Origin of the sequence: Streptomyces sp. NPDC001530, assembly GCF_042894545.1 — a bacterium.
In the GTDB taxonomy this organism is placed as follows: Bacteria; Actinomycetota; Actinomycetes; order Streptomycetales; family Streptomycetaceae; genus Streptomyces.
Genome location: NZ_JBIAVS010000038.1, coordinates 1 through 18,922 on the forward strand (window position 1 = coordinate 1; position 18,922 = coordinate 18,922).

Genomic DNA, 18,922 nt, shown 5'->3' on the forward strand with positions numbered 1-18,922 from the left:
TTTCGCCCCCTCCGCCCCTACCCGTCCCGTCCCTGGGGGCTCCGCCCCCAGACCCCCGTATCGCGCTAACGCGCTCGTCCTCAAACGCCGGACGGGCTGAAGTCTCCAGCCCCGGCCGGCGAAAGTTCAGCCCCTCCGGCGTTTGAGGAGCGGGGTCTGGGGCGGAGCCCCAGGGACGGGACGGGTAGGGGCGGAGGGGGCGAAGAAACTCACCGCCCCTGCAGCCGGGCCGCCAAGTCGCGGATCTCGGGGAGGCGGGCCGTCAGGGCGGCGCCGGGGCAGCTGGTCATGAAGCCGTCGTTGTGGCCCGCCACGGTGGGCAACTCGGCGGCGGTCCCCGCCCGGTACCGGGCAAGGTTGTTGCTGGACACCAACCGCACTTTTGCTCGCGGATCGATCCCGGACAGCCCGAGCTTCCACGCCGCCAGCGCAGCTATCGCCTCGGTCATCGCCCGCGGCACCACCGTCCCCGCCGTGAACGTACCGATCGCCGCAACCCCCGCGGTCCGATGATTGAAGCCCTGCGCATGCGCCCCGGTGACGGGCCGGTCGACCCCGCCCGCACGCCCCTCGTAGATCGTGCCGCAGCGGTCGACGAGGAAGTTGTAGCCGATGTCGTCCCAGTTCTTGGCGTCGGTCTGGCCTGCGTAGAGGTAGCGGATGATGCGGGGCGTGTCGGCGCAGTTGTACCCGTTCGGCGAGTCGGTGTGGTGGACGAAGATCGCGACGACCCGGTCGTCGTAGCGGGGCGCCGGCTGGGCGTGCGCGCTCGCGGCGTCCAGCCAGCGCGACCGCGGCACGATGGGCGGCCGGGCCGCCGGGTGGGCGGTCCCGGCGGGCCGGGCGGGCCGAGCGGCGGCCGGCGGCGGCTCGGGGCGGGCCCCCGTACGGCCCACCCCGATCGCGCACATCACCAGCGCCATGACCGCGACGAGACCGAGCACGCACCCGAGTGCCACGAGGACCGCCCGCGGCATCCGCACGCTCCACGGGAACCGCGCCGCTCGCGCGCCCCGCCCCGACGACGGCACCCGAACATCCCGCGAGGCCCGTTCCCGCCACGGCACCCGTTCCCGGCGTGAAAGCCGAGACGGCCGTACAGCCCGCAGCACACGGGTCCCACGAGCCCCACGAGCCCCACGAGCCCTAAGAGCCCCAAGAGCCCCACGAACCGCACCGCCCCCACCCGCCCGGCGCCCCCGTCGCACCGCACGCGACACCGGCCCCACGGCCCGTGTTCGTGCCCCCCGCGCCTTCCGGAAGACACGCATGGACCCACCCTGACCCCGATCCGCTCCCTCCGCGATGTGTGCTGTGCCACCCGGTGGAACCATCGTCCCGGTTCGGGACGTTTTTACAGGTCCACGCACGTGTGGTGAACAGGTCCACGCACGTGTGGCCGTTCCCGACGGCCACGCGCGCGTGCCTGATCACTGGGCCCGCCCCGCGCGTACTAAGGGGCCCAAGAGAAAGGCGGCTCCGTGGACGTGCTCGACCTCCTGCTGATGCTGGTGATCCTGGTCTACGCGGCGTCGGGCTACCGTCGCGGCCTGGTCGCCGGCTGTGTCTCGCTGGCCGGTTTCGTGGGCGGCGCCGTCATCGGCGTATGGGTGCTGCCGTGGGTGATGGAGCTGGCCAGGGCGGGGACGGCGGCGGCGACGGTGACGGCCGTGCTGACGGTGCTGGTGCCCGCGGTGGTGGGCCACGAGCTGGCGGGACGGCTGGCGCTGAAACTGCGCCGCGAGCTGGACCGCGGTCCGCTGCGGGTGGCCGACGGCATCGGCGGGGCCGCGGCGAACACGGTGGCGGTGCTGCTGGTGGCCTGGGTGGCCGCGAGCGTCCTGGGCGCGTCCTCGTCGACGGTGGTGACGCAGTCGATCCGCAGCTCGGCGCTGCTGGGCGCCGTGCAGAACGCGATGCCAGAGACCACGCCGACCTGGTTCTCCCGCGCGACCTCCGCGCTCACGGAGGCGGGCTTCCCGCAGGTCTTCAACCCGTTCGAGAACGAGCCGGCGGCGGGCGTCGCGAAGCCCTCCGGGGACAGCGTCACGGCGACCGCGACGAACGCGGCCAAGCTGAGCACCGTGAAGGTCGAGGGCGTCTCCGGCGACCAGGGGCGGGAAGGCAGCGGTTTCGTCTACACGTCCGAGCATGTGATGACCAACGCCCACGTCGTGGCGGGCATCGACCGGCCGACCGTACGGGTGGGCGGGGTCGGACGCGCGTACGACGCCAGGGTCGTGCTCTTCGACCCGCAGAAGGACGTCGCGGTCCTGTACGTACCGGGGCTGCGGGCGCCCGTGCTCGGCTTCGACGACGGCGCCAGGCGCGGCGACTCGGCGGTCGTGGCGGGCTACCCGCAGGACGGCGGCCTCGACCTCCAGGCGGCCACCGTCGCGAGCCGCATCGACGCGACGGGCCAGAACATCTACAACACGGACACCGTCACGCGCCAGATCTACTCGATCCGCTCCACCGTCCGCCCCGGCAACTCGGGCGGCCCCCTCCTCACCACCGACGGCAAGGTGTACGGCGTCGTCTTCGCCCGCTCGACCTCGGACGACGAGACGGGTTACGTGCTGACGGCGGACGAGGTCGCGGGCGACGCCCAGCGCGCGGCGAACGCCACGGCGCCGGTGGACACGGGCGACCTCGTCACCTCCTGAGTCCCGCTCCGGGGCTCAGAAGCGGCCGTCCAGCAGGGGGTGATCAGCCCCAGAACGGTCAGGGTCGATCAGAGAGAGCGCCCCATGAGTACGTCATCCACGTACGCGCCGTCCAGCAGGAACTCCTCGGGCAGGATCCCCTCCACCACGAACCCCTCCGACTCGTAGAGCTTCCGCGCCGGGGTGTTGTGCCCGAGGACGCGCAGCGTGATGCGCCGGGCGCCCTGCCGGCGGGCCTCGTCCTGTACCGCCCGCAGCAGCGCGCGTCCGACCCCGGCGCCGCGCGCCTCGTCGGCGACGACGAGCCCCTGGATCTGGCGCACATGGGAGTTGGACGCGAGGGACGTGGGAAATCCCAGCCGGATGTAGCCGACCACCGTGTTGTCGATCTCGGCGACGAGATGATCCCGCGGGCCGAACCGTTCGCTGTAGAAGGGCTCGTACGGCGGCCGGGGGCGCGGCATCACGGCGTGCAGCGGGGACCAGGTCTTGCGGTCGAGCCGGCCGAGCACGTCCTCGTCGTCGAAGGTGGCGGTGCGTATGTACGGAGCTGGCATGCCGATCACTGTACGGCGGCCGTACGCGGGCCCGTCCCGCTATTTCCCAGGCCGCCCGGGCAGGATGGACCCCATGAGCGACTCCCCCCTTCCCCCCGGTTCCCGCATCGCGATCGCCGGCGCGTCCGGCCTGATCGGCTCGGCGCTGACGCGCTCCCTGACCGCGGACGGACACGAGGTGGTCCGCCTCGTCCGCCGCGCGCCCCGCTCGAAGGACGAGGTCCAGTGGGATCCGGAGGGGCAGCGGATCGACGCGGCGGGGCTCGTCGGCTGTGCCGTGGTGGTCAATCTCGCGGGGGCGGGGGTTGCTTCGCGGCGCTGGACGGAGGCGTACAAGCGGAAGATCCGGGACAGCCGGGTGCTGGGCACAGCAACACTCGCCGAGGCGGTGGCGTCGCTCGACGAGCCGCCACGGGTGTTCGTCAACGGGAGCGCGATCGGCTTCTACGGCGATACGGGCGAGCGGGCGGTGGACGAGTCCGCGCCGCCCGGGGACGGGTTCCTTCCCTCGGTGTGTGTGGAGTGGGAGGAGGCGACGGGTGCGGCCCAGGAGGCGGGCATCCGCACGGTCTTCGCCCGTACGGGCCTGGTGGTGGCCCGCAAGGGCGGGGCCTGGGGGAAGCTCTTCCCGCTCTTCAAGGCGGGGCTCGGGGGGCGGATGGGGGACGGGCGCCAGTACTGGAGCTTCGTTTCTCTGCACGACGAGGTGGCCGCGATCCGTCACGCCATCGACACGGAGTCGCTGTCGGGTCCGATGAACGTGACGGCCCCCGACCCGCTGACGAACCGTGAGATCACCGAGGCCATGGGCCGCGTGCTCCACCGCCCGACCCTCTTCACCACCCCCGCCCCCCTCCTCCGCCTCGCCCTCGGCGACATGGCCGGCGACATCCTCGGCAGCCAACGCGTCCTCCCCACCCGCCTCCTGGAATCGGGCTTCACCTTCGCGTTCCCGTCGATCGAGGGGGCGTTGCGCGCGGCCGTCGGCTGACAGAGTCGCTAAAAGACTGCGCAGTTCCCCGCGCCCCTGAAGGGGCGCGGGGAACTGCGCGACAAGCCCCCACCCACCCGCAGCCGAAGGATCATGTACGGGACGGGCAGGGGCGGAGGGGGCGAAAAAACCTCCCCCAACCCCCGCCGGACAGGTACATGCACCCCCCATGCACCCGTGCACGCCCGCCACGCGACTTCCCCTCACCGTCGACACCCCACACCCTCGACCCGAACTCGGGTATCCCAGACGCTTGTTGGGGGCATGACGTTCCCACCGGCCGCGCAACCTCGAGGAGGGGCACGTGCTAGAGCCCGCACGCCAAGCCGCACACATCGCGGAGATCGCGGAAGACGTGGACGTCGTCATCGTGGGAGCCGGGGTAGCCGGCCTCGCCGCCGCCCGACATCTGACCAGGGCGGGTCTCACCACCACCGTCCTGGAGGCGGCGCCGAACGTCGGCGGCCGTATGTCCACGGAGAAGGTCGACGGCTTCCGGCTGGACCGACTGGGCCGGCTCCTGTCCACCTCGTACCCCGAACTGCGCCGCACCCCGGGCCTGAACTCCCTGACCCTGCGCACGTTCTCCCCGGGCGTCCTGCTCCACAGCGACGGCCACCACCACCGCGCCGCCGCCCCCCGGAGCGCAAGGGGCGCACTCACCACCGCGCGCGCCCTCGCGAGCGCCCCCCGCCTCCCCCTGCCCCGCCCCCAGCGCGGAGCAACACGCCCCGGCCCCCTCGGCGGCCCGCTCGACCAGTCCCGTCTCGCCACCGCCCTCGCCCGCCTCGCCACCACCCCACCGGACCAGCTCCTCGCGCGCCCGGACCGCACCGCCGCGCAGGCGCTGACCACCCAAGGCCTCCCGGCGCGTACGGTCAACGGTTTCCTCCGTCCCCTCCTCGCGGCGCTTCTGTGCGACCCGGCCCTGCAGACGTCGAGTCGCTGCGCGGACCTCGCCCTGCACTCCTTCGCGTCGGGCCGTCTGTGTCTGCCGGAGGGCGGCGCGGACACGCTCCCGGAGCTCCTCGCGGCCGGCCTGCCGCCGGGCACGGTCCGCACGGGCGTTCAGGTCACCGCGGTCTCCACCACCACCGTGACGACGAAGGACCACGGCGAACTCACCTGTCGCGCCATCCTGCTCGCCACCGGAGCCCGCGCGGCCGCCCGGCTGCTGCCGGGTCTGCACGTTCCCGCCTTCCACCCGGTGACGGTCCTGCACCACACCACGGACGAGCCCCCGCTCACCGACCCGGCCCTGCTCCTGGACGCCGACCGGAGCGGTCCGGTGGCGCACACGGCGGTCATCAGCCAGGTCGACCCCACGCGGGCACCCGCGGGCCGCGCCCTCATCTCCTCGACCGTGCTGGGCACACCACCGGCCGCCGCCCACCTGGACGCGACGGTCCGCGCCCAACTGGCCCGCCTCTACGGGACGTCGACCACCCGCTGGGAACTCCTCGCGGTCCACCACGACCCCGAGGCGGTTCCGGCGATGCCGCCGCCGCACGACCTGCGCCGCCCGGTACGGCTGCTGTCGGGCCTGTACGTGTGCGGCGACCACCGGGACACGAGCACGGTCCAGGGCGCCCTCCACTCGGCCCGCCGGGCCACCCACGCCCTGCTCACGGACTTGGGCGCCCTGCCGACCACGTTAGAGGAGCCTTTGGAGACGGCCGAGACCGCCGCGGCCTGAACCGCCTCAGCTCAGCGCCGCCACCTTGTCCCGGTATCCGCGCACGGGCGCCGCGTCCTTGTAGGGCTCCAGGCGGCGCTCGAATTCACGTACGTACTCGATGGCCCGTACCGACCGCATCTCCGCCGCCTGGCCGGCGGCCTCGGCGCCCAACTGGCAGGCCTGGTCGAGCTCTCCGAGCCCGAGCCGTGCCGAGGCGAGCACCACGCGGCAGAACAGCCGGCTGCGCGCATAGCCGGGCGCCCGCAGTTGCAGCGAGCGCTCGGCGTGCTGCGCCGCGGCGCGGAACTGCTGAAGGTCCCGGTGGCAGTGCCCGAACTCGTCGGCGAGCTGCGCCTCGTCGAAGAACCGTGCCCAGTAAGGGACTTCGTCGCCGGCCCGGGACGCCTCCAGCGCGCGCTCGGCGCGCACGAGGGACGCCGTGCAGGCCCGCACCTCCCCCAACACGCCGTGCCCGCGCGCCTCGACGGAGTGCAGCAGCGCCTGCACCACGGGGGGCGCCGCCGATCCGACGCCCTGCTGGGCGACCCGCGCGAGCTGCACGGCCTCCCGTCCGTGGCCGAGGTAGACGGCCTGGCGGCTCATCGTCACCAGCACGTAGGAGCCGTACGCCCGGTCCCCGGCCGCCTGCGAGAGGCGCAGCGCCTGAACGAAGTACCGCTGCGCGAGCCCGTGCGCGGCGATGTCGTACGAGGTCCAGCCGGCGAGCCGGGTGAGGTCGGCGGCGGCGGCGAACAGGCGCCGCCCGGTCTGCTCGCCGTACGCACCGCGCAGCATCGGCTCGGCCTCGTGCTCCAGATAGCGGACCAGGGCCTGGCGGGCGTGGCCGCCGCCGTAGGCGTGGTCGAGGGCGCGGAAGAGTTCGCCGACGGAGCGGAGCGCGGCGATGTCGCCGCCGGTGACCTTCTGGCCGGGGCCGCGCTCGGTCTGGCTGCGCTGCCGGGGCACAGCGGGGCGTCCCTGCGCGGGGATGCGCGAGGGCCCCGAGTCGCCGCGGCCGACCCGGTCGTCGGCCCGCCCGATCAGCCAGTCCCGGCTGGGGACGACGAGTCCGGCCGGGGTGAAGGCGATCTTGCGCAGCTCGGCGTGGCTGCCGGAGTCCTTGCGCCACAGCCCGCTGACGATGTCGACGGCCTCTTCGGGGGTCGCGGCGAACTCCAGCCCCGCGTACACCGGGGCGCACGCGTCGAGCCCCAGGTCCTGCGCGCTGAGCCGACGGCCGAGGCGCCGGGTGAACACCTCGGCGATGAGCGCGGGCGTGGTCCCGCGAGGCTGCTGTCCGCGCAGCCACCGCGTCACCGATGTCTTGTCATATCTCAGGTCGAGTCCGTGTTCGAGGCCGAGCTGGTCCACGCGACGGGCGAGACCTGCGTTGGAGAACCCCGCTTCTGCGATGAGCGCGGCGAGCTGGCGGTTGGGGGTGCGCTGCGCGGGTCGTTCCGTCATCTGCGGTGCGGTCTCCTGCCTTCAGGTCCCCCAGCGGCCTCGGGGAGGTGCGTGGACCTCCCCGAGGCCCGCTGGGTGCCCGGATTGCCTGTGAGCAGCCCTTATGGCCTCGTGAACGGCGCGAATGTAGCGGAGCGTAAGCACCCCATCGCACACTTCGGCGTGCATTCATCCGATCGTGTGAGGATTAGCCGCACGGCTGACGGTCACCGGCCGGACGTACAGTGGCGTGGGCGCGTTACGTACCTGACGAAGGGCCCCTGCGTACCGGCGAAAGGTTCTTTCGCGTGCCCCACACGGGCACCGCCGTGTGCCTGACGAAGCTTCTAGGGAGGCGCTTGCCGTGAGTGAGTTGCGGTTCGTCCGTATGGGATTCGGTGCCGAGGCCGTCGAGTACCAGGAGGCGTGGGACGAGCAGCGGCGTGTACATGCCGCCCGTTTCCTGGACGAGGTCCCCGACACCTGTCTACTCCTGGAGCACCCGCCGGTCTATACGGCGGGCCGGCGTACGGCGGACAACGAGCGGCCCCTCGACGGCACACCCGTCGTCGACGTGGACCGCGGCGGCAAGATCACCTGGCACGGCCCCGGCCAGCTGGTGGGGTACCCGATCCAGAAGCTGCCCCGCCCGGTGGACGTCGTAGCACATGTCCGCCGCCTGGAAGAGGCACTTATCCGTACGTGTGCGGAGTTCGGGCTCGAGACCAGCCGTGTCGAGGGCCGCAGCGGCGTCTGGGTGCTCGGCGACCCGGTCGAGCAGCGCCCGTCACTGGGCGGGCTGTCGCTGGACTTCGACCCGCGCCTGCAGGACGAGGAGTTCGACCCGCGGCTCAACGGGCCGGAGTACGCCCCGTCCAACGCCGGGCAGCGGCGCGAGGACCGCAAGATCGCCGCGATCGGCATCCGCGTCGCCAAGGGCGTCACCATGCACGGCTTCGCCCTGAACGTGAACCCGGACAACGCCTGGTTCGACCGCATCATCCCGTGCGGCATCCGTGACGCCGGCGTCACCTCCCTCGCCAACGAGCTGGGCCGCGACGTGACCATCGCGGAGGTCCTTCCCGTGGCGGAGAAGCACCTCAGGGACATCCTGGAGAACGCGGACCTGAGGCCACGGGTGGTGGAACGGGCGCCGGCGTAGGGCTTTTTCGCGCCGCCGCGCCCCGTCAGGGGCGCGGGGAACTGCGCGACCAGCCCCCACCCACCCGCAGCCGAAAGACAACCAGGGGTCTGGGGGCGGAGCCCCCAGGTACGGGACGGGTAGGGGCGGAGGGGGCGAGAAACCCTCCGGGAATGCACCCCCGCTCCCCAAGGTTGCCCACCCCGGGGACCGAGAACCGCACGGGCGTACCCTGGTGTACGCCGAAGAATCGAAGCTACAGGGAGCCGATGTGTCCGCAGTCGCACCCGACGGACGCAAGATGCTGCGCCTGGAGGTCCGGAACAGCCAGACCCCCATCGAGCGCAAGCCCGAGTGGATCAAGACCCGGGCGAAAATGGGCCCCGAGTACACGAAGATGCAAAGCCTCGTGAAGAGCGAGGGTCTGCACACGGTCTGCCAGGAGGCGGGCTGTCCCAACATCTACGAGTGCTGGGAAGACCGCGAGGCCACGTTCCTCATCGGCGGCGACCAGTGCACGAGGCGTTGCGACTTCTGCCAGATCGACACCGGCAAGCCCGAGGCGCTGGACCGCGACGAGCCCCGACGCGTGGGTGAGTCCGTGGTCACCATGGACCTCAACTATGCGACGATCACCGGCGTCGCCCGCGACGACCTGGAGGACGGCGGCGCCTGGCTGTACGCCGAGACGGTCCGCCAGATCCACCAGCAGACCGCGCACCGCGAGGCCGGCCGCACCAAGGTCGAGCTCCTCGCCCCCGACTTCAACGCCGAGCCCGACCAGCTCGCCGAGGTCTTCTCCTCCCGCCCCGAGGTCTTCGCGCACAACGTCGAGACGGTCCCGCGGATCTTCAAGCGCATCCGCCCCGGCTTCCGCTACGAGCGCTCGCTCAAGGTCATCACCCAGGCCCGGGACTACGGTCTGGTCACGAAGTCGAACCTGATCCTCGGCATGGGCGAGACCCGCGAAGAGGTCAGCGAGGCGCTCCGGCAGCTGCACGAGGCGGGTTGCGAGCTCATCACGATCACGCAGTACCTGCGCCCCTCCGTGCGCCACCACCCCGTGGAGCGCTGGGTCAAGCCGCAGGAGTTCGTGGAGCTGAAGGAGGAGGCCGAGGAGATCGGCTTCTCCGGCGTCATGTCGGGCCCGCTGGTCCGCTCCTCGTACCGCGCCGGGCGGCTGTACCAGATGGCCGTCGAGCTGCGTCAGTCAGCTGCTCCGCAGCGGGGCGGCGCGTACGTCGCCTCACAGGCCGTCTGAGACGACGTACGACACCAACCCACAACGAAGCGGTGGCACTGAGTGCCACCGCTTTTGTGTGAATCGGCGCACAAGCAACTCCCCCTTCAAAGTGGCCCGTTCCCCCCGTCCCGACCGTCCCCGCAGATGGGGACGCCGTTTGGAGCACATCAAGGTGCGGGCTCGCCGCATCAAGGTTTCATTGGTGTTTGACCGGTCGGTCACGCCCTGGTAACACCAATCAGTGACCCTGGTCTTACGCCACGTACAACCCCGGTAGAGCCGCCGATCCCGAGGGGGGACCTCCATCATGCAGGCCGCGCCCGTACGCGCCACCGCCATCCCGTCGTTCACCGATGCACTCCGTGCCGTCGAGTCGCTGCTCATGAGCAGCGGTCAGCGCACGGCCCGTCGCAATGCCTGGACCTCCGTCCTGGAGGACCGCCGCCGTGCCAAGGACCGGGTCGAGGCGCAGCGCGTACTGGAAGCCGTCGCGACGCGTTCGTGACGCCCCCTCCCCCGGTACCGCGGCCCCGCTCCCTCGGTACTGCCGTCGTCGGCGTCTCCCGGGCCACGTAGACTTCGTGGCATGGCGAGGAAGGAAACTGCAGCGGACGCTGCGAACCCCGGGCGACTCAAGCAGATCGCCCTTACCTACAAGATGACTCGCAAGGCCGACTCCAAGATCGGTCTTGTACTCGCGGCTGTCGGAATCGTCACCTTCGGTGTCTTCCTCGCGATCGGCTTCTTGATCGGCCACGAGATCTATCTCGGCATTCTCGGCCTTCTGCTCGCCTTCCTCGCGACGGCGATCGTCTTCGGGCGCAGGGCCGAGCGCGCGGCCTTCGGGCAGATGGAGGGACAGCCGGGCGCCGCCGCGGCCGTTCTCGACAACATCGGCCGAGGCTGGACCACGACCCCGGCGGTGGCGATGAACCGCAGCCAGGACGTGGTGCACCGCGCGGTCGGCAAGGCCGGCATCGTGCTGGTCGCCGAGGGCAACCCGAACCGGGTGAAGAGCCTGCTGGCCGCCGAGAAGAAGAAGATGGCGCGGATCGTCTCGGACGTCCCGGTGCACGACATTCTCGTGGGCACCGGCGAGGGCCAGGTGGAGCTCAAGAAGCTCCGCACGACGATGCTGAAGCTGCCGCGCGTCCTCACCGGCCCGCAGGTCACCACGACCAACGACCGGCTGCGCGCGATGGGCGACCTGATGAGCAACATGCCGCTTCCCAAGGGTCCGATGCCGAAGGGCATGCGGATGCCGCGCGGCGGACCGAAGGCCCGCTGACACCCCTCCTACTGCTTGTACGACGATGGGGGCGCCCGGATCTCTCCGGGCGCCCCCATCGTCGTACAAGCACAGTCGACAGATGTCGTCGTACAAGCGCAGTCGCTAGATGCGGACCTCGATCGTGCGGGCGATCCGGTCGTGCAGGCCGCGGCCGTCGCGGTCCCAGATCATGGCGGGGATGAACAGGCACAGCAGCACGGTCCGCAGCAGGACGCGCAGCGGGTTCAGCCAGCCGCCGCCCTCGGGGACGACTCGCAGGCCGAGCAGGCGCTTGCCCGGGGTGAAGCCGACCGTGCCGACGGTGAGCAGGCTCAGCACGAAGAAGATGAGCAGGGCCCAGTTGCCGGTCGCCTGGTTGTAGCCGTCGGTGAGCAGCCCGTATGCGATCAACAGGCACAGCCCCCAGTCGATGGCGAGGGCGCCGAGCCGGCGGCCCGGGCGGGCGATCGAGCCCGGTCCGTGTTCCGGCAGACCGAGTTGCTCGCCGCGGTATCCGAAGTCGACACCGGCTTCCTCCGCGGCCGCGCGGGGTCCGGAGAGCCACGATCCGATTGCTTGCCTGTTGTCCACCCGTCCACGGTACTGCGCCCGTTTTGGCATGCGGACAGGAGGGGCCTGGCCGCCCCGAGTCGGTTAACTTGGGCGAAACAAATGGGTCACGCTGGAGAAATCACCCGTCCCTATGGTCGGCCTCAGCGTGTGCCACCGCACTGGCCGCACGAACGAACTACCACCCCGGTCCACAGTGGGCGGGAGTAGGAGGAGCTGGATGTTCCAGAACGCCGACGAGGCCAAGAAGTTCATCGCGGACGAGGACGTCAAGTTCATCGACGTCCGCTTCTGCGACCTGCCGGGTGTGATGCAGCACTTCACGGTGCCGGCGGAGGCCTTCGACCCGGCCGAGGAGCTCGCGTTCGACGGCTCCTCGATCCGCGGCTTCCAGGCCATCCACGAGTCCGACATGGCGCTCCGCGCCGACCTGTCCACCGCGCGCGTCGACCCCTTCCGCCGCGACAAGACGGTCAACATCAACTTCTTCATCCACGACCCGATCACGGGCGAGCAGTACTCCCGTGACCCGCGCAACGTGGCGAAGAAGGCCGAGGCCTACCTCGCGTCGACCGGTATCGCCGACACCGCGTACTTCGGCCCCGAGGCCGAGTTCTACGTGTTCGACAGCGTGCGCTTCCAGACCTCCGCGAACGAGTCCTTCTACCACGTCGACTCCGAGGCCGGCGCCTGGAACACCGGTGCCATCGAGGACAACCGCGGTTACAAGGTCCGCTACAAGGGCGGTTACTTCCCGACCCCGCCGGTCGACCACTTCGCCGACCTGCGTGCCGAGATCTCCCTGGAGCTGGCCAACTCCGGCCTCCAGGTCGAGCGCCAGCACCACGAGGTGGGCACCGCCGGCCAGGCCGAGATCAACTACAAGTTCAACACGCTGCTCGCCGCGGCCGACGACCTCCAGCTCTTCAAGTACATCGTGAAGAACGTCGCCTGGCGCAACGGCAAGACCGCGACCTTCATGCCGAAGCCGATCTTCGGTGACAACGGCTCGGGCATGCACGTCCACCAGTCGCTGTGGGCCAACGGCGACCCGCTGTTCTACGACGAGGCGGGCTACGCGGGCCTCTCGGACACCGCCCGCTTCTACATCGGCGGCATCCTGAAGCACGCGCCCTCGCTGCTCGCCTTCACCAACCCGACGGTGAACTCGTACCACCGCCTGGTCCCCGGCTTCGAGGCCCCGGTCAACCTGGTGTACTCGCAGCGCAACCGCTCGGCCGCGATGCGTATCCCGATCACCGGCTCGAACCCGAAGGCCAAGCGCGTCGAGTTCCGCGCGCCCGACTCCTCCGGCAACCCGTACCTCGCCTTCTCGGCGCTGCTGCTCGCGGGCCTCGACGGCATCAAGAACAAGATCGAGCCGGCCGAGCCGATCGACAAGGACCTCTACGAGCTGGCCCCCGAGGAGCACGCGGGCGTCCCGCAGGTCCCGACCTCCCTCCCGGCCGTCCTCGACTCCCTCGAGCGCGACCACGAGTTCCTCCTCCAGGGCGACGTCTTCACGTCCGACCTGATCGAGACCTGGATCGACTACAAGCGCACCAACGAGATCGCCCCGCTCCAGCTGCGCCCGCACCCGCACGAGTTCGAGCTGTACTTCGACGTGTAAAAACCGTCGCACCAGCGGTACGCCATCGGCCGTGCCCTTCCTCCGGGAGGGGCACGGCCGATGTGTTGTCCGGGTCACGAGTGACGCCCGCGGCCATCGGGAAGGACTATGGCCTCAGGGGCATCGTGGGGGGCAGCCGGTGAATTCGGACACGGTCACGGCCATAGCGGCGACAGCAATAGCGCTCGGCTCACTCTGGACCAGTTACGCGCAGACCAGAGCCACCCGGGTGCACAACCGCCAATCCGTCAGGCCCCTGCTCCAGCTGCGCCACACCAAGAAGTACGACGACCACAAGGCAGGCCTCCGGGTCGTGAACGCGGGCCTCGGGCCGGCCATCGTGACGAACACGGTGGTGCGGCTGGACGGAGTGGAGATCGGGCAGTGGAACATCCAGACCATTGACCGCATCACCGCACCCCTGCCGGTGTGGCCCAAGACGTACACCCTGCGACCGGGTGCCGTCGTTCTCGCGGGGCAGTCCACCTTCTTGTTCTACCTGGAGCATTTCAGCGAGGACGAGCACGACTGGTTCTGGGATCTCGTCGCCCGACGACTGGTGGTCGAGGTCACCTACGAGTCCCTGTACGGCGGCGAGAACTTCAAGGCGGTCCCGCCCACGTCCTGACACCGGCCGTTCTTTGCCTGCCGTGGAGCCTTTCGGGCCCTGTTCATGGGACATCACGGGCGCACAATGGATAGCGGGACGAGTGCCTGAGTGCAGGGGTGATGCGAGATGCAGAGCCGGTTCCGGAGTGATCGGCGGCTGACCGTGCGGATGACGGTCACGTTGTTTCTGCTCGGATTGCTGTACGTGGCGTTCGTCGCCGCGTTGATCGTGCTGCTGAAGTCCTGGGTGCTGGTCGTGGTGATCGCGGCCGGGCTGCTCGGCGCGCAGTACTGGTTCTCGGACCGGATCGCGCTGTACGCGATGCGCGGGCGGGTCGTGGAGCGGGAGGAGTATCCGCAGCTCCACGGGGTCGTCGACCGGCTGTGTGCCGTGGCCGACATGCCGAAGCCGCTCGTGGCCGTGTCGGACCTCGATATGCCGAACGCGTTCGCGACCGGACGCAATGCCGATCATGCCGTGCTGTGTGTGACCACCGGACTGCTGCGGCGGCTCGAGCCCGATGAGCTCGAGGGTGTGCTCGCGCACGAGCTGTCGCATGTGGCGCACAAGGATGTCGCCGTGATCACCGTGGCGTCGTTCCTCGGAGTGCTCGCCGGGCTGATCGTCCGGTTCGCCTTCTACTCGCAGCTCTTCGGCGGGGGGCGGAGGGATCAGAACACGGCCATCGTGTTCTTGGCCGTCATGAGTGTCTCCGCGGCCGTCTACGCGATCAGCTTCCTGCTCATCCGGGCACTGTCCCGGTATCGCGAGCTGGCCGCCGACCGGGCCGCGGCCCTGCTCACCGGGCGGCCCTCGGCGCTGGCGTCCGCGCTGACCAAGGTCACCGGGGACATCGCACGGATTCCGACCAAGGACCTGCGGACGGCGCAGGCGTTCAACGCCTTCTACTTCACGCCCGCCCTCGGCGCCGAGCCGGGCCTCGCGAACCTCTTCTCCACCCACCCGAGCCTGGAGCAGCGGCTCGAACAACTGGCACGTATCTCCGCCGAGTTGGGCGAGGCGGCGACCCCCGGAGACGCCGCCTGACTCTCCGGAAACGCCACCCGCACGCTCTCGGAAAGGCCACCCGCAGTCTCTCCCGGAAAGGCCACCTGCATGGGGTTCCTGGACATCCTGCTCGGCCGCAGCAAACCCGTCGCGCCCGACCTCGACCAGCTCTTCGGGCTGCCGTCGGCGGCCGTGACGCTGCAGGCGGCCGCCGGGTTCACCCCGACCGGGACCGGTGCGGTGTGCTTCGCGAGCGTCGAGGGCGCGGCCTTCGCCCAGGCGCACCAGGAGGTGCAGGCGCTGCTCGACGCGGACGCCGAGCGGACGGGGCCGCCGGTGGAGCTCACCCGGGACGAGTACGGGTACTCGTGGCTGGTCTCCCGGCGGGAGCCCGACGACCTGCCCGCCCTGGTGAGTGATCTGCACGCGGTGAACAGCGCCCTGGAAGGCAGTGGCTTCGGGCCGCAGCTGCTCTGCTCCGTCGCCGCCTTCGAGGACACCGCGCGGCAGCGGCGGCTCGGGCTCGTCTATCTCTACAAGCGCGGGACCTTCTATCCCTTCGCGCCGCTGGCCGGTGCGGACCAGCGGCGCGACAACGCACTGGAGTTGCAGATCAAGGCGGCGCTCGCCGACGATCTGCGGATCGAGCAGGACCTCGGCCGCTGGTTCCCGATCTGGGGCGCGCCCGGTCTGTGAACCGGTGACCGGAGGTTACTTGCTCTGTTCGCGCGCCTGGCGGCGGGACTCCAAGGGGCGCTCGCGTTGGTAGCGACGCTCCCACTTCGCCTGCCGGTCACGGCGGTCGCGGTAGGCCTTGTACGTCGCGGGCGTGGCCCCCGACGGGGGTCCCGACGGGGGTCCCGACGGGGGTCCCGAGGCCGATCCGCCGCTCGACGAGGACGAGGTCCGCCCGTACTGCAGGTACAGGAAGAGCACGGCGACCGCGGCGAGCCACCAGGTGTGATTGCCGAATCCTAAGACGACCAGGACAACGGTCCCGGAAATGACGATGGTGCCCATGACGGGCCTCCGTGGGCGTGGGTGATGACTGGGTGGTGTCTGGTGTGTCCGACGGGGCGCTGGGGGTGGGCGGCCGCCAGTCGGTGCGTAGAGAGTAGCCCTCAGTCCGCCGGGTGATGCCTGTCCTGCGGAAAGCGGTGGTGGGCAGCTCCGCAACGCGTGTCCAGCGTAGGGAACTGGTCACTCCGCGTGCATCTCCTTTTTCATTCAGACGGTCAACCAGACGGTCAACCAGACGGCAACCTCAGCCGGAATCCGGTGGCATGAGTAAATGAGGGGTGCTTTCCTCCTTCCTTCACGACCACGACGGTGAACGACTGAGCTGCGTCAGCGGCGGTGGTAGCAAGGGCGGTGGCGATGGCGGTAGCAACGGCGGTGGCGATCGGGAGACGGCCACCGCCGTCCTGCTGCACGGCGCCGGCAACGGAAGCAAGGAGCGACTGCTCCCGCTGCTCGAGGAGTTCGTCGCCCGCGGCTGCCGAGGCCTCGCCCTCGACTTCTCCGGGCACGGTGAAAGTTCGGGCGAGCTGCGGGAGTTGAGCCTTCGGCGGCGTTTCGAGCAGGCCGTCGCCGTCATCGACGCGACGGTTCCCGCGGAGGGTCCGCTGATCCTCGTCGGGTTCAGCATGAGCGGCCAGACGGTGGCCGATCTCGCGGGGCACTACGGGGAGCGCGTGGTGGCGCTCGGGTTGTGCGCCCCCGCGGTGTACAGCGCAGAGGCGTGGCCGGTTCCGTTCGGGAACCGCGACGGCCGCTTCAGCGAGATCATCCGTACGCCGGACAACTGGCGCCAGGCTCCCGCGCTCGGCGTTCTGCGGGCGTTCGCGGGGCGGGCGGTGCTCGCCGTGCCCGGCACGGACACCGTGATCCCGCCCGCCGTGACCGAGGCCGTGGCGGAGGCGCTCGCCACCAACGCACACTTCACTCGGTTCGAACTGCCCGACGCTGAGCACATGTTGGGCCTCTGGTTCCGCGAACACGCCGAGGACCGGCAGCGGTTCGTGGACCTCGTCCTGACCGGACTCGGCGACCGAGGACGGACACAGGGCCGAGGTCAGCTGTACGTGCACGACTGACAGCTGGGTGACTGACAGTTGTATGACCGACAGCAGCTGCACCTGTAAAGCCGACGGGAGCTGTACGAGTATGGCCGGCGGCCGCGGTCAGACGCCCGGTGCCGCCGCGATCACCCCCGCCGCCACGGCCGCGCCGAGTGCCGCGTGGTCGGCGGCGTTCTGGTCCGCGTACCGCAGCGCGAAGTCCGCGACGGCGCGTTCGAAGGTGTCGCCGCCGCCGAGGTACGCGGCGATCGCGATGCGGTCCCCGGAGCGGGCGTGGGCGCGGGCCAGGGCGGTGCCGCACAGGCCCGCGTAGTTCTGGAGCCGGCGGGGGCTCATGCCGCCGACATCCGCGGAGCCCTTCATGTCGCGCAGCTGACGCCAGTAGAACGCCCGCCCCTCCGGCCCGGTCATCCAGCCCAGGAAGATGTCGCTCGCCGCCTGCAGCAGCCGCTGACCGGCGACGACACGATGGCCCGGATGGACGTACGGGCCGCTGGGCAGATGCTCTTCGAGTACGGGCTTTCCCGCCTCCTTGATCTGCAGGAACAGCGGGTCGTCCGTGTCCCGTCCGGCGAGCAGCACGATGAAGCAGCGAGTGCCGACGCTGCCGACGCCGACGACCTTGCGGGCGGCGTCGACGAAGCGGTAGCGGTCGAGGAGGAGGCGGCGCTCCTCGGAGAGCGTGGAGCGGTAGTCGCTGAAGATCTTGCGGAGCGAGGCCGTGTCGGGGGCTCCGGCCGGTTCCAGCAGGGGCGGGTCGTGGACGATGCGGAGGCGTCCGTCGACGGTCTCGGTGAGTTTGCCCAGCGCGTGCAGGCTGGTGCGCCGGCGGGCACGGCTGAGGGTCGACTCGACCTGCTTGCGACGGCGGGCGGAGCGGATCAGTGGGAGCAGCTGATCGGCGTCGATGCGCTCGTGCCAGACGGCCAGCTCGCCCTGCCCGGCGAGCCGTCGTATGGCCGTGCGGTACGCGCCCGCCGCGGCCTGCGCCGCACGGCGGACCTGCTCCTCGTCGTGCCCGTTCTCGCGGGCGGCGACCGCGACGCTGGCCGCGAGCCGTTTGACGTCCCACTCGAAGGGGCCGGGAAACGTCTCGTCGAAGTCCTTGAGGTCGAAGAGCAGGCTGCGTTCCGCTGAGGCGTACAGGCCGAAGTTCAGGAGGTGGGCGTCGCCGCAGAGCTGGACGGTGAGCCCGGTGTGCGGCTGGGCCGCCAGGTCGGCCGCCATGACGGCGGCGGAGCCGCGCAGGAACGCGAACGGCGACGCCGTCATCCGCCCGTACCGGATCGGCAGCAGCTCCTGCAGCCGGTCCTTGCCCTGCCGTTCCAGTACGGCGACGGGGTCGGGGCGGTCGGCGGCCGGGATCCAGCCGGCGTGCGAGGAACGGGAGGCGCGTTTGCGGGCGGCCTTGCCCTGGGCGGCGCGGTCCGCCGGGGTGGCCGTGGCGCCGTTCTGTGCCACGGCCGTCATTTCCGCACGGCTCGGGCGACGTCGGCGGTGACGTGGCCGGAGAGGGTACGGGTGCTGCGGGCGGTGGCGTCCTTGGAGGCGCCCGCCGCGACGTCGTTCAGGGTGACGACGACCGTGTCGAGGAGGTTGCCGTCCTCGTCGCGGAAGTCGACCTGGACGGCGTACGACTTCTCCGAGGACGCGGAGTTGGTGACAGTGAGCTTGACGGTGGAGCGCCCGCCGGAGTCGGTGGTCACCTCGCTGTCGAGCTTCACGTCACCCTTGGCGTTCACTCCGTTTTTGAACTCGTCGAACTTGCGGCCGGCCTCGGCGGTCGCGGAGGCCAGCGCGTCGCCGGCCGCGGACGCGGCGGACGCTGCCTTGGACGCAGCGGACGCGGCCTTGGAGGCGGCGGACGCGGCCTTGGAGGCGGTGCTCGCGGGGGTGTTGTCGTCCGAGCAGCCGGTCAGGGGCGCGGCGAGGGCCGCCGTCGTGGCCGCCGCCAGGATCAGCCCTCGGATGCCGTGCTTGCTGTGCGTGCGGTGCCTGCGGTGCCTGCCGTGCCTCTGCATCGCGTCTCCCGAC

General features: G+C 70.8%; 19 protein-coding genes. 12 read left to right on the plus strand and 7 right to left on the minus strand.

The features are described from left to right. Positions 1–209: 209 nt before the first annotated feature. Positions 210–977, minus strand: a complete 768-nt coding sequence (locus ACFY0T_RS46235; RefSeq protein ID WP_388884570.1) for a peptidoglycan recognition protein — start codon at positions 975–977, stop codon at positions 210–212. A 504-nt stretch (positions 978–1,481) separates the two neighbouring features. Between ACFY0T_RS46235 and ACFY0T_RS46240 the strand changes: the two genes are divergently transcribed. Beyond that, on the plus strand, positions 1,482–2,666 hold the full coding sequence (locus tag ACFY0T_RS46240; protein WP_388884571.1) for a MarP family serine protease: 1,185 nt from the start codon (positions 1,482–1,484) through the stop codon (positions 2,664–2,666). Between the two features lie 68 nt (positions 2,667–2,734). Here the strand turns inward: ACFY0T_RS46240 and ACFY0T_RS46245 are convergent, their stop codons facing one another. Continuing rightward, a complete protein-coding gene (locus ACFY0T_RS46245) occupies positions 2,735–3,223 on the minus strand; it encodes a GNAT family N-acetyltransferase (protein ID WP_388884572.1) in 489 nt (162 codons plus the stop codon). A 73-nt stretch (positions 3,224–3,296) separates the two neighbouring features. Between ACFY0T_RS46245 and ACFY0T_RS46250 the strand changes: the two genes are divergently transcribed. Beyond that, complete coding sequence (locus tag ACFY0T_RS46250) at positions 3,297–4,214, plus strand: TIGR01777 family oxidoreductase (RefSeq protein ID WP_388884573.1); 918 nt, start codon at positions 3,297–3,299, stop codon at positions 4,212–4,214. Between the two features lie 304 nt (positions 4,215–4,518). Further along, positions 4,519–5,910 (plus strand): NAD(P)/FAD-dependent oxidoreductase, encoded by a 1,392-nt coding sequence (locus tag ACFY0T_RS46255; RefSeq protein ID WP_388884574.1) that lies wholly within the window; start codon positions 4,519–4,521, stop codon positions 5,908–5,910. A gap of 6 nt (positions 5,911–5,916) precedes the next feature. Here ACFY0T_RS46255 and ACFY0T_RS46260 read toward each other — a convergent pair whose 3' ends face one another. Further along, complete coding sequence (locus tag ACFY0T_RS46260) at positions 5,917–7,356, minus strand: regulator (protein ID WP_388884575.1); 1,440 nt, start codon at positions 7,354–7,356, stop codon at positions 5,917–5,919. Positions 7,357–7,699: 343 nt separating this feature from the next. On the opposite strand from ACFY0T_RS46260, the gene lipB reads away from it, so the two are divergent. The 4 genes from lipB to ACFY0T_RS46280 all read left to right on the plus strand — a co-directional run bounded on the left by lipB (position 7,700) and on the right by ACFY0T_RS46280 (position 11,007). Beyond that, complete coding sequence (gene lipB / locus ACFY0T_RS46265; protein WP_388884576.1) at positions 7,700–8,497, plus strand: lipoyl(octanoyl) transferase LipB; 798 nt, start codon at positions 7,700–7,702, stop codon at positions 8,495–8,497. A gap of 250 nt (positions 8,498–8,747) precedes the next feature. Beyond that, the gene (lipA, locus tag ACFY0T_RS46270; RefSeq protein ID WP_388884577.1) at positions 8,748–9,737 is read left to right on the plus strand and encodes a lipoyl synthase; all 990 of its coding nucleotides are present in this window, start codon (positions 8,748–8,750) and stop codon (positions 9,735–9,737) included. A 289-nt stretch (positions 9,738–10,026) separates the two neighbouring features. Next, positions 10,027–10,224: a hypothetical protein gene (locus ACFY0T_RS46275; RefSeq protein WP_189190500.1), complete on the plus strand. Its 198-nt coding sequence runs from the start codon at positions 10,027–10,029 to the stop codon at positions 10,222–10,224. A gap of 81 nt (positions 10,225–10,305) precedes the next feature. Then, the gene (locus tag ACFY0T_RS46280; protein WP_388884578.1) at positions 10,306–11,007 is read left to right on the plus strand and encodes a DUF4191 domain-containing protein; all 702 of its coding nucleotides are present in this window, start codon (positions 10,306–10,308) and stop codon (positions 11,005–11,007) included. A gap of 105 nt (positions 11,008–11,112) precedes the next feature. Here ACFY0T_RS46280 and ACFY0T_RS46285 read toward each other — a convergent pair whose 3' ends face one another. After that, entirely contained in the window at positions 11,113–11,580 is a 468-nt protein-coding gene (locus ACFY0T_RS46285; protein WP_388884579.1) for an RDD family protein, read from the minus strand. Positions 11,581–11,779: 199 nt separating this feature from the next. Here ACFY0T_RS46285 and glnA point away from each other — a divergent pair, with 199 nt between their 5' ends. The 4 genes from glnA to ACFY0T_RS46305 all read left to right on the plus strand — a co-directional run bounded on the left by glnA (position 11,780) and on the right by ACFY0T_RS46305 (position 15,503). Beyond that, positions 11,780–13,189 (plus strand): type I glutamate--ammonia ligase, encoded by a 1,410-nt coding sequence (gene glnA, locus ACFY0T_RS46290; protein WP_388884580.1) that lies wholly within the window; start codon positions 11,780–11,782, stop codon positions 13,187–13,189. A gap of 139 nt (positions 13,190–13,328) precedes the next feature. Beyond that, positions 13,329–13,817 carry a hypothetical protein gene (locus ACFY0T_RS46295; RefSeq protein ID WP_388884581.1) on the plus strand — a complete coding sequence of 163 codons (489 nt, stop codon included), beginning with the start codon at positions 13,329–13,331 and terminating at the stop codon, positions 13,815–13,817. 108 nt (positions 13,818–13,925) lie between these two features. After that, positions 13,926–14,846 carry a zinc metalloprotease HtpX gene (gene htpX / locus ACFY0T_RS46300; protein ID WP_388884582.1) on the plus strand — a complete coding sequence of 307 codons (921 nt, stop codon included), beginning with the start codon at positions 13,926–13,928 and terminating at the stop codon, positions 14,844–14,846. A 69-nt stretch (positions 14,847–14,915) separates the two neighbouring features. After that, entirely contained in the window at positions 14,916–15,503 is a 588-nt protein-coding gene (locus ACFY0T_RS46305) for a hypothetical protein (protein ID WP_388884583.1), read from the plus strand. 15 nt (positions 15,504–15,518) lie between these two features. On the opposite strand, the gene ACFY0T_RS46310 is transcribed toward ACFY0T_RS46305, so the two are convergent. Then, the gene (locus ACFY0T_RS46310; RefSeq protein ID WP_388884584.1) at positions 15,519–15,827 is read right to left on the minus strand and encodes a hypothetical protein; all 309 of its coding nucleotides are present in this window, start codon (positions 15,825–15,827) and stop codon (positions 15,519–15,521) included. A 278-nt stretch (positions 15,828–16,105) separates the two neighbouring features. Between ACFY0T_RS46310 and ACFY0T_RS46315 the strand changes: the two genes are divergently transcribed. Beyond that, positions 16,106–16,903 (plus strand): alpha/beta hydrolase, encoded by a 798-nt coding sequence (locus tag ACFY0T_RS46315; RefSeq protein ID WP_388884585.1) that lies wholly within the window; start codon positions 16,106–16,108, stop codon positions 16,901–16,903. Positions 16,904–16,990: 87 nt separating this feature from the next. Here ACFY0T_RS46315 and ACFY0T_RS46320 read toward each other — a convergent pair whose 3' ends face one another. Next, entirely contained in the window at positions 16,991–18,358 is a 1,368-nt protein-coding gene (locus tag ACFY0T_RS46320; RefSeq protein ID WP_388884586.1) for a DUF2252 domain-containing protein, read from the minus strand. Continuing rightward, complete coding sequence (locus ACFY0T_RS46325) at positions 18,355–18,909, minus strand: FxLYD domain-containing protein (RefSeq protein ID WP_388884587.1); 555 nt, start codon at positions 18,907–18,909, stop codon at positions 18,355–18,357. The genes ACFY0T_RS46320 and ACFY0T_RS46325 overlap by 4 nt, the downstream gene beginning before the upstream one ends. Between the last annotated feature and the right edge of the window lie 13 nt (positions 18,910–18,922).

Excerpts from the sequence above, each read along its gene's own strand:
- ACFY0T_RS46235 (WP_388884570.1), bottom strand. The coding sequence starts at position 977 with ATGCCGCGGGCGGTCCTCGTGGCACTCGGGTGCGTGCTCGGTCTCGTC.
- ACFY0T_RS46245 (WP_388884572.1), bottom strand. The coding sequence starts at position 3,223 with ATGCCAGCTCCGTACATACGCACCGCCACCTTCGACGACGAGGACGTG.
- ACFY0T_RS46250 (WP_388884573.1), top strand. The coding sequence starts at position 3,297 with ATGAGCGACTCCCCCCTTCCCCCCGGTTCCCGCATCGCGATCGCCGGC.
- ACFY0T_RS46260 (WP_388884575.1), bottom strand. The coding sequence starts at position 7,356 with ATGACGGAACGACCCGCGCAGCGCACCCCCAACCGCCAGCTCGCCGCG.
- ACFY0T_RS46275 (WP_189190500.1), top strand. The coding sequence starts at position 10,027 with ATGCAGGCCGCGCCCGTACGCGCCACCGCCATCCCGTCGTTCACCGAT.
- ACFY0T_RS46280 (WP_388884578.1), top strand. The coding sequence starts at position 10,306 with ATGGCGAGGAAGGAAACTGCAGCGGACGCTGCGAACCCCGGGCGACTC.
- glnA (WP_388884580.1), top strand. The coding sequence starts at position 11,780 with ATGTTCCAGAACGCCGACGAGGCCAAGAAGTTCATCGCGGACGAGGAC.
- htpX (WP_388884582.1), top strand. The coding sequence starts at position 13,926 with ATGCAGAGCCGGTTCCGGAGTGATCGGCGGCTGACCGTGCGGATGACG.
- ACFY0T_RS46305 (WP_388884583.1), top strand. The coding sequence starts at position 14,916 with ATGGGGTTCCTGGACATCCTGCTCGGCCGCAGCAAACCCGTCGCGCCC.
- ACFY0T_RS46310 (WP_388884584.1), bottom strand. The coding sequence starts at position 15,827 with ATGGGCACCATCGTCATTTCCGGGACCGTTGTCCTGGTCGTCTTAGGA.
- ACFY0T_RS46320 (WP_388884586.1), bottom strand. The coding sequence starts at position 18,358 with ATGACGGCCGTGGCACAGAACGGCGCCACGGCCACCCCGGCGGACCGC.
- ACFY0T_RS46325 (WP_388884587.1), bottom strand. The coding sequence starts at position 18,909 with ATGCAGAGGCACGGCAGGCACCGCAGGCACCGCACGCACAGCAAGCAC.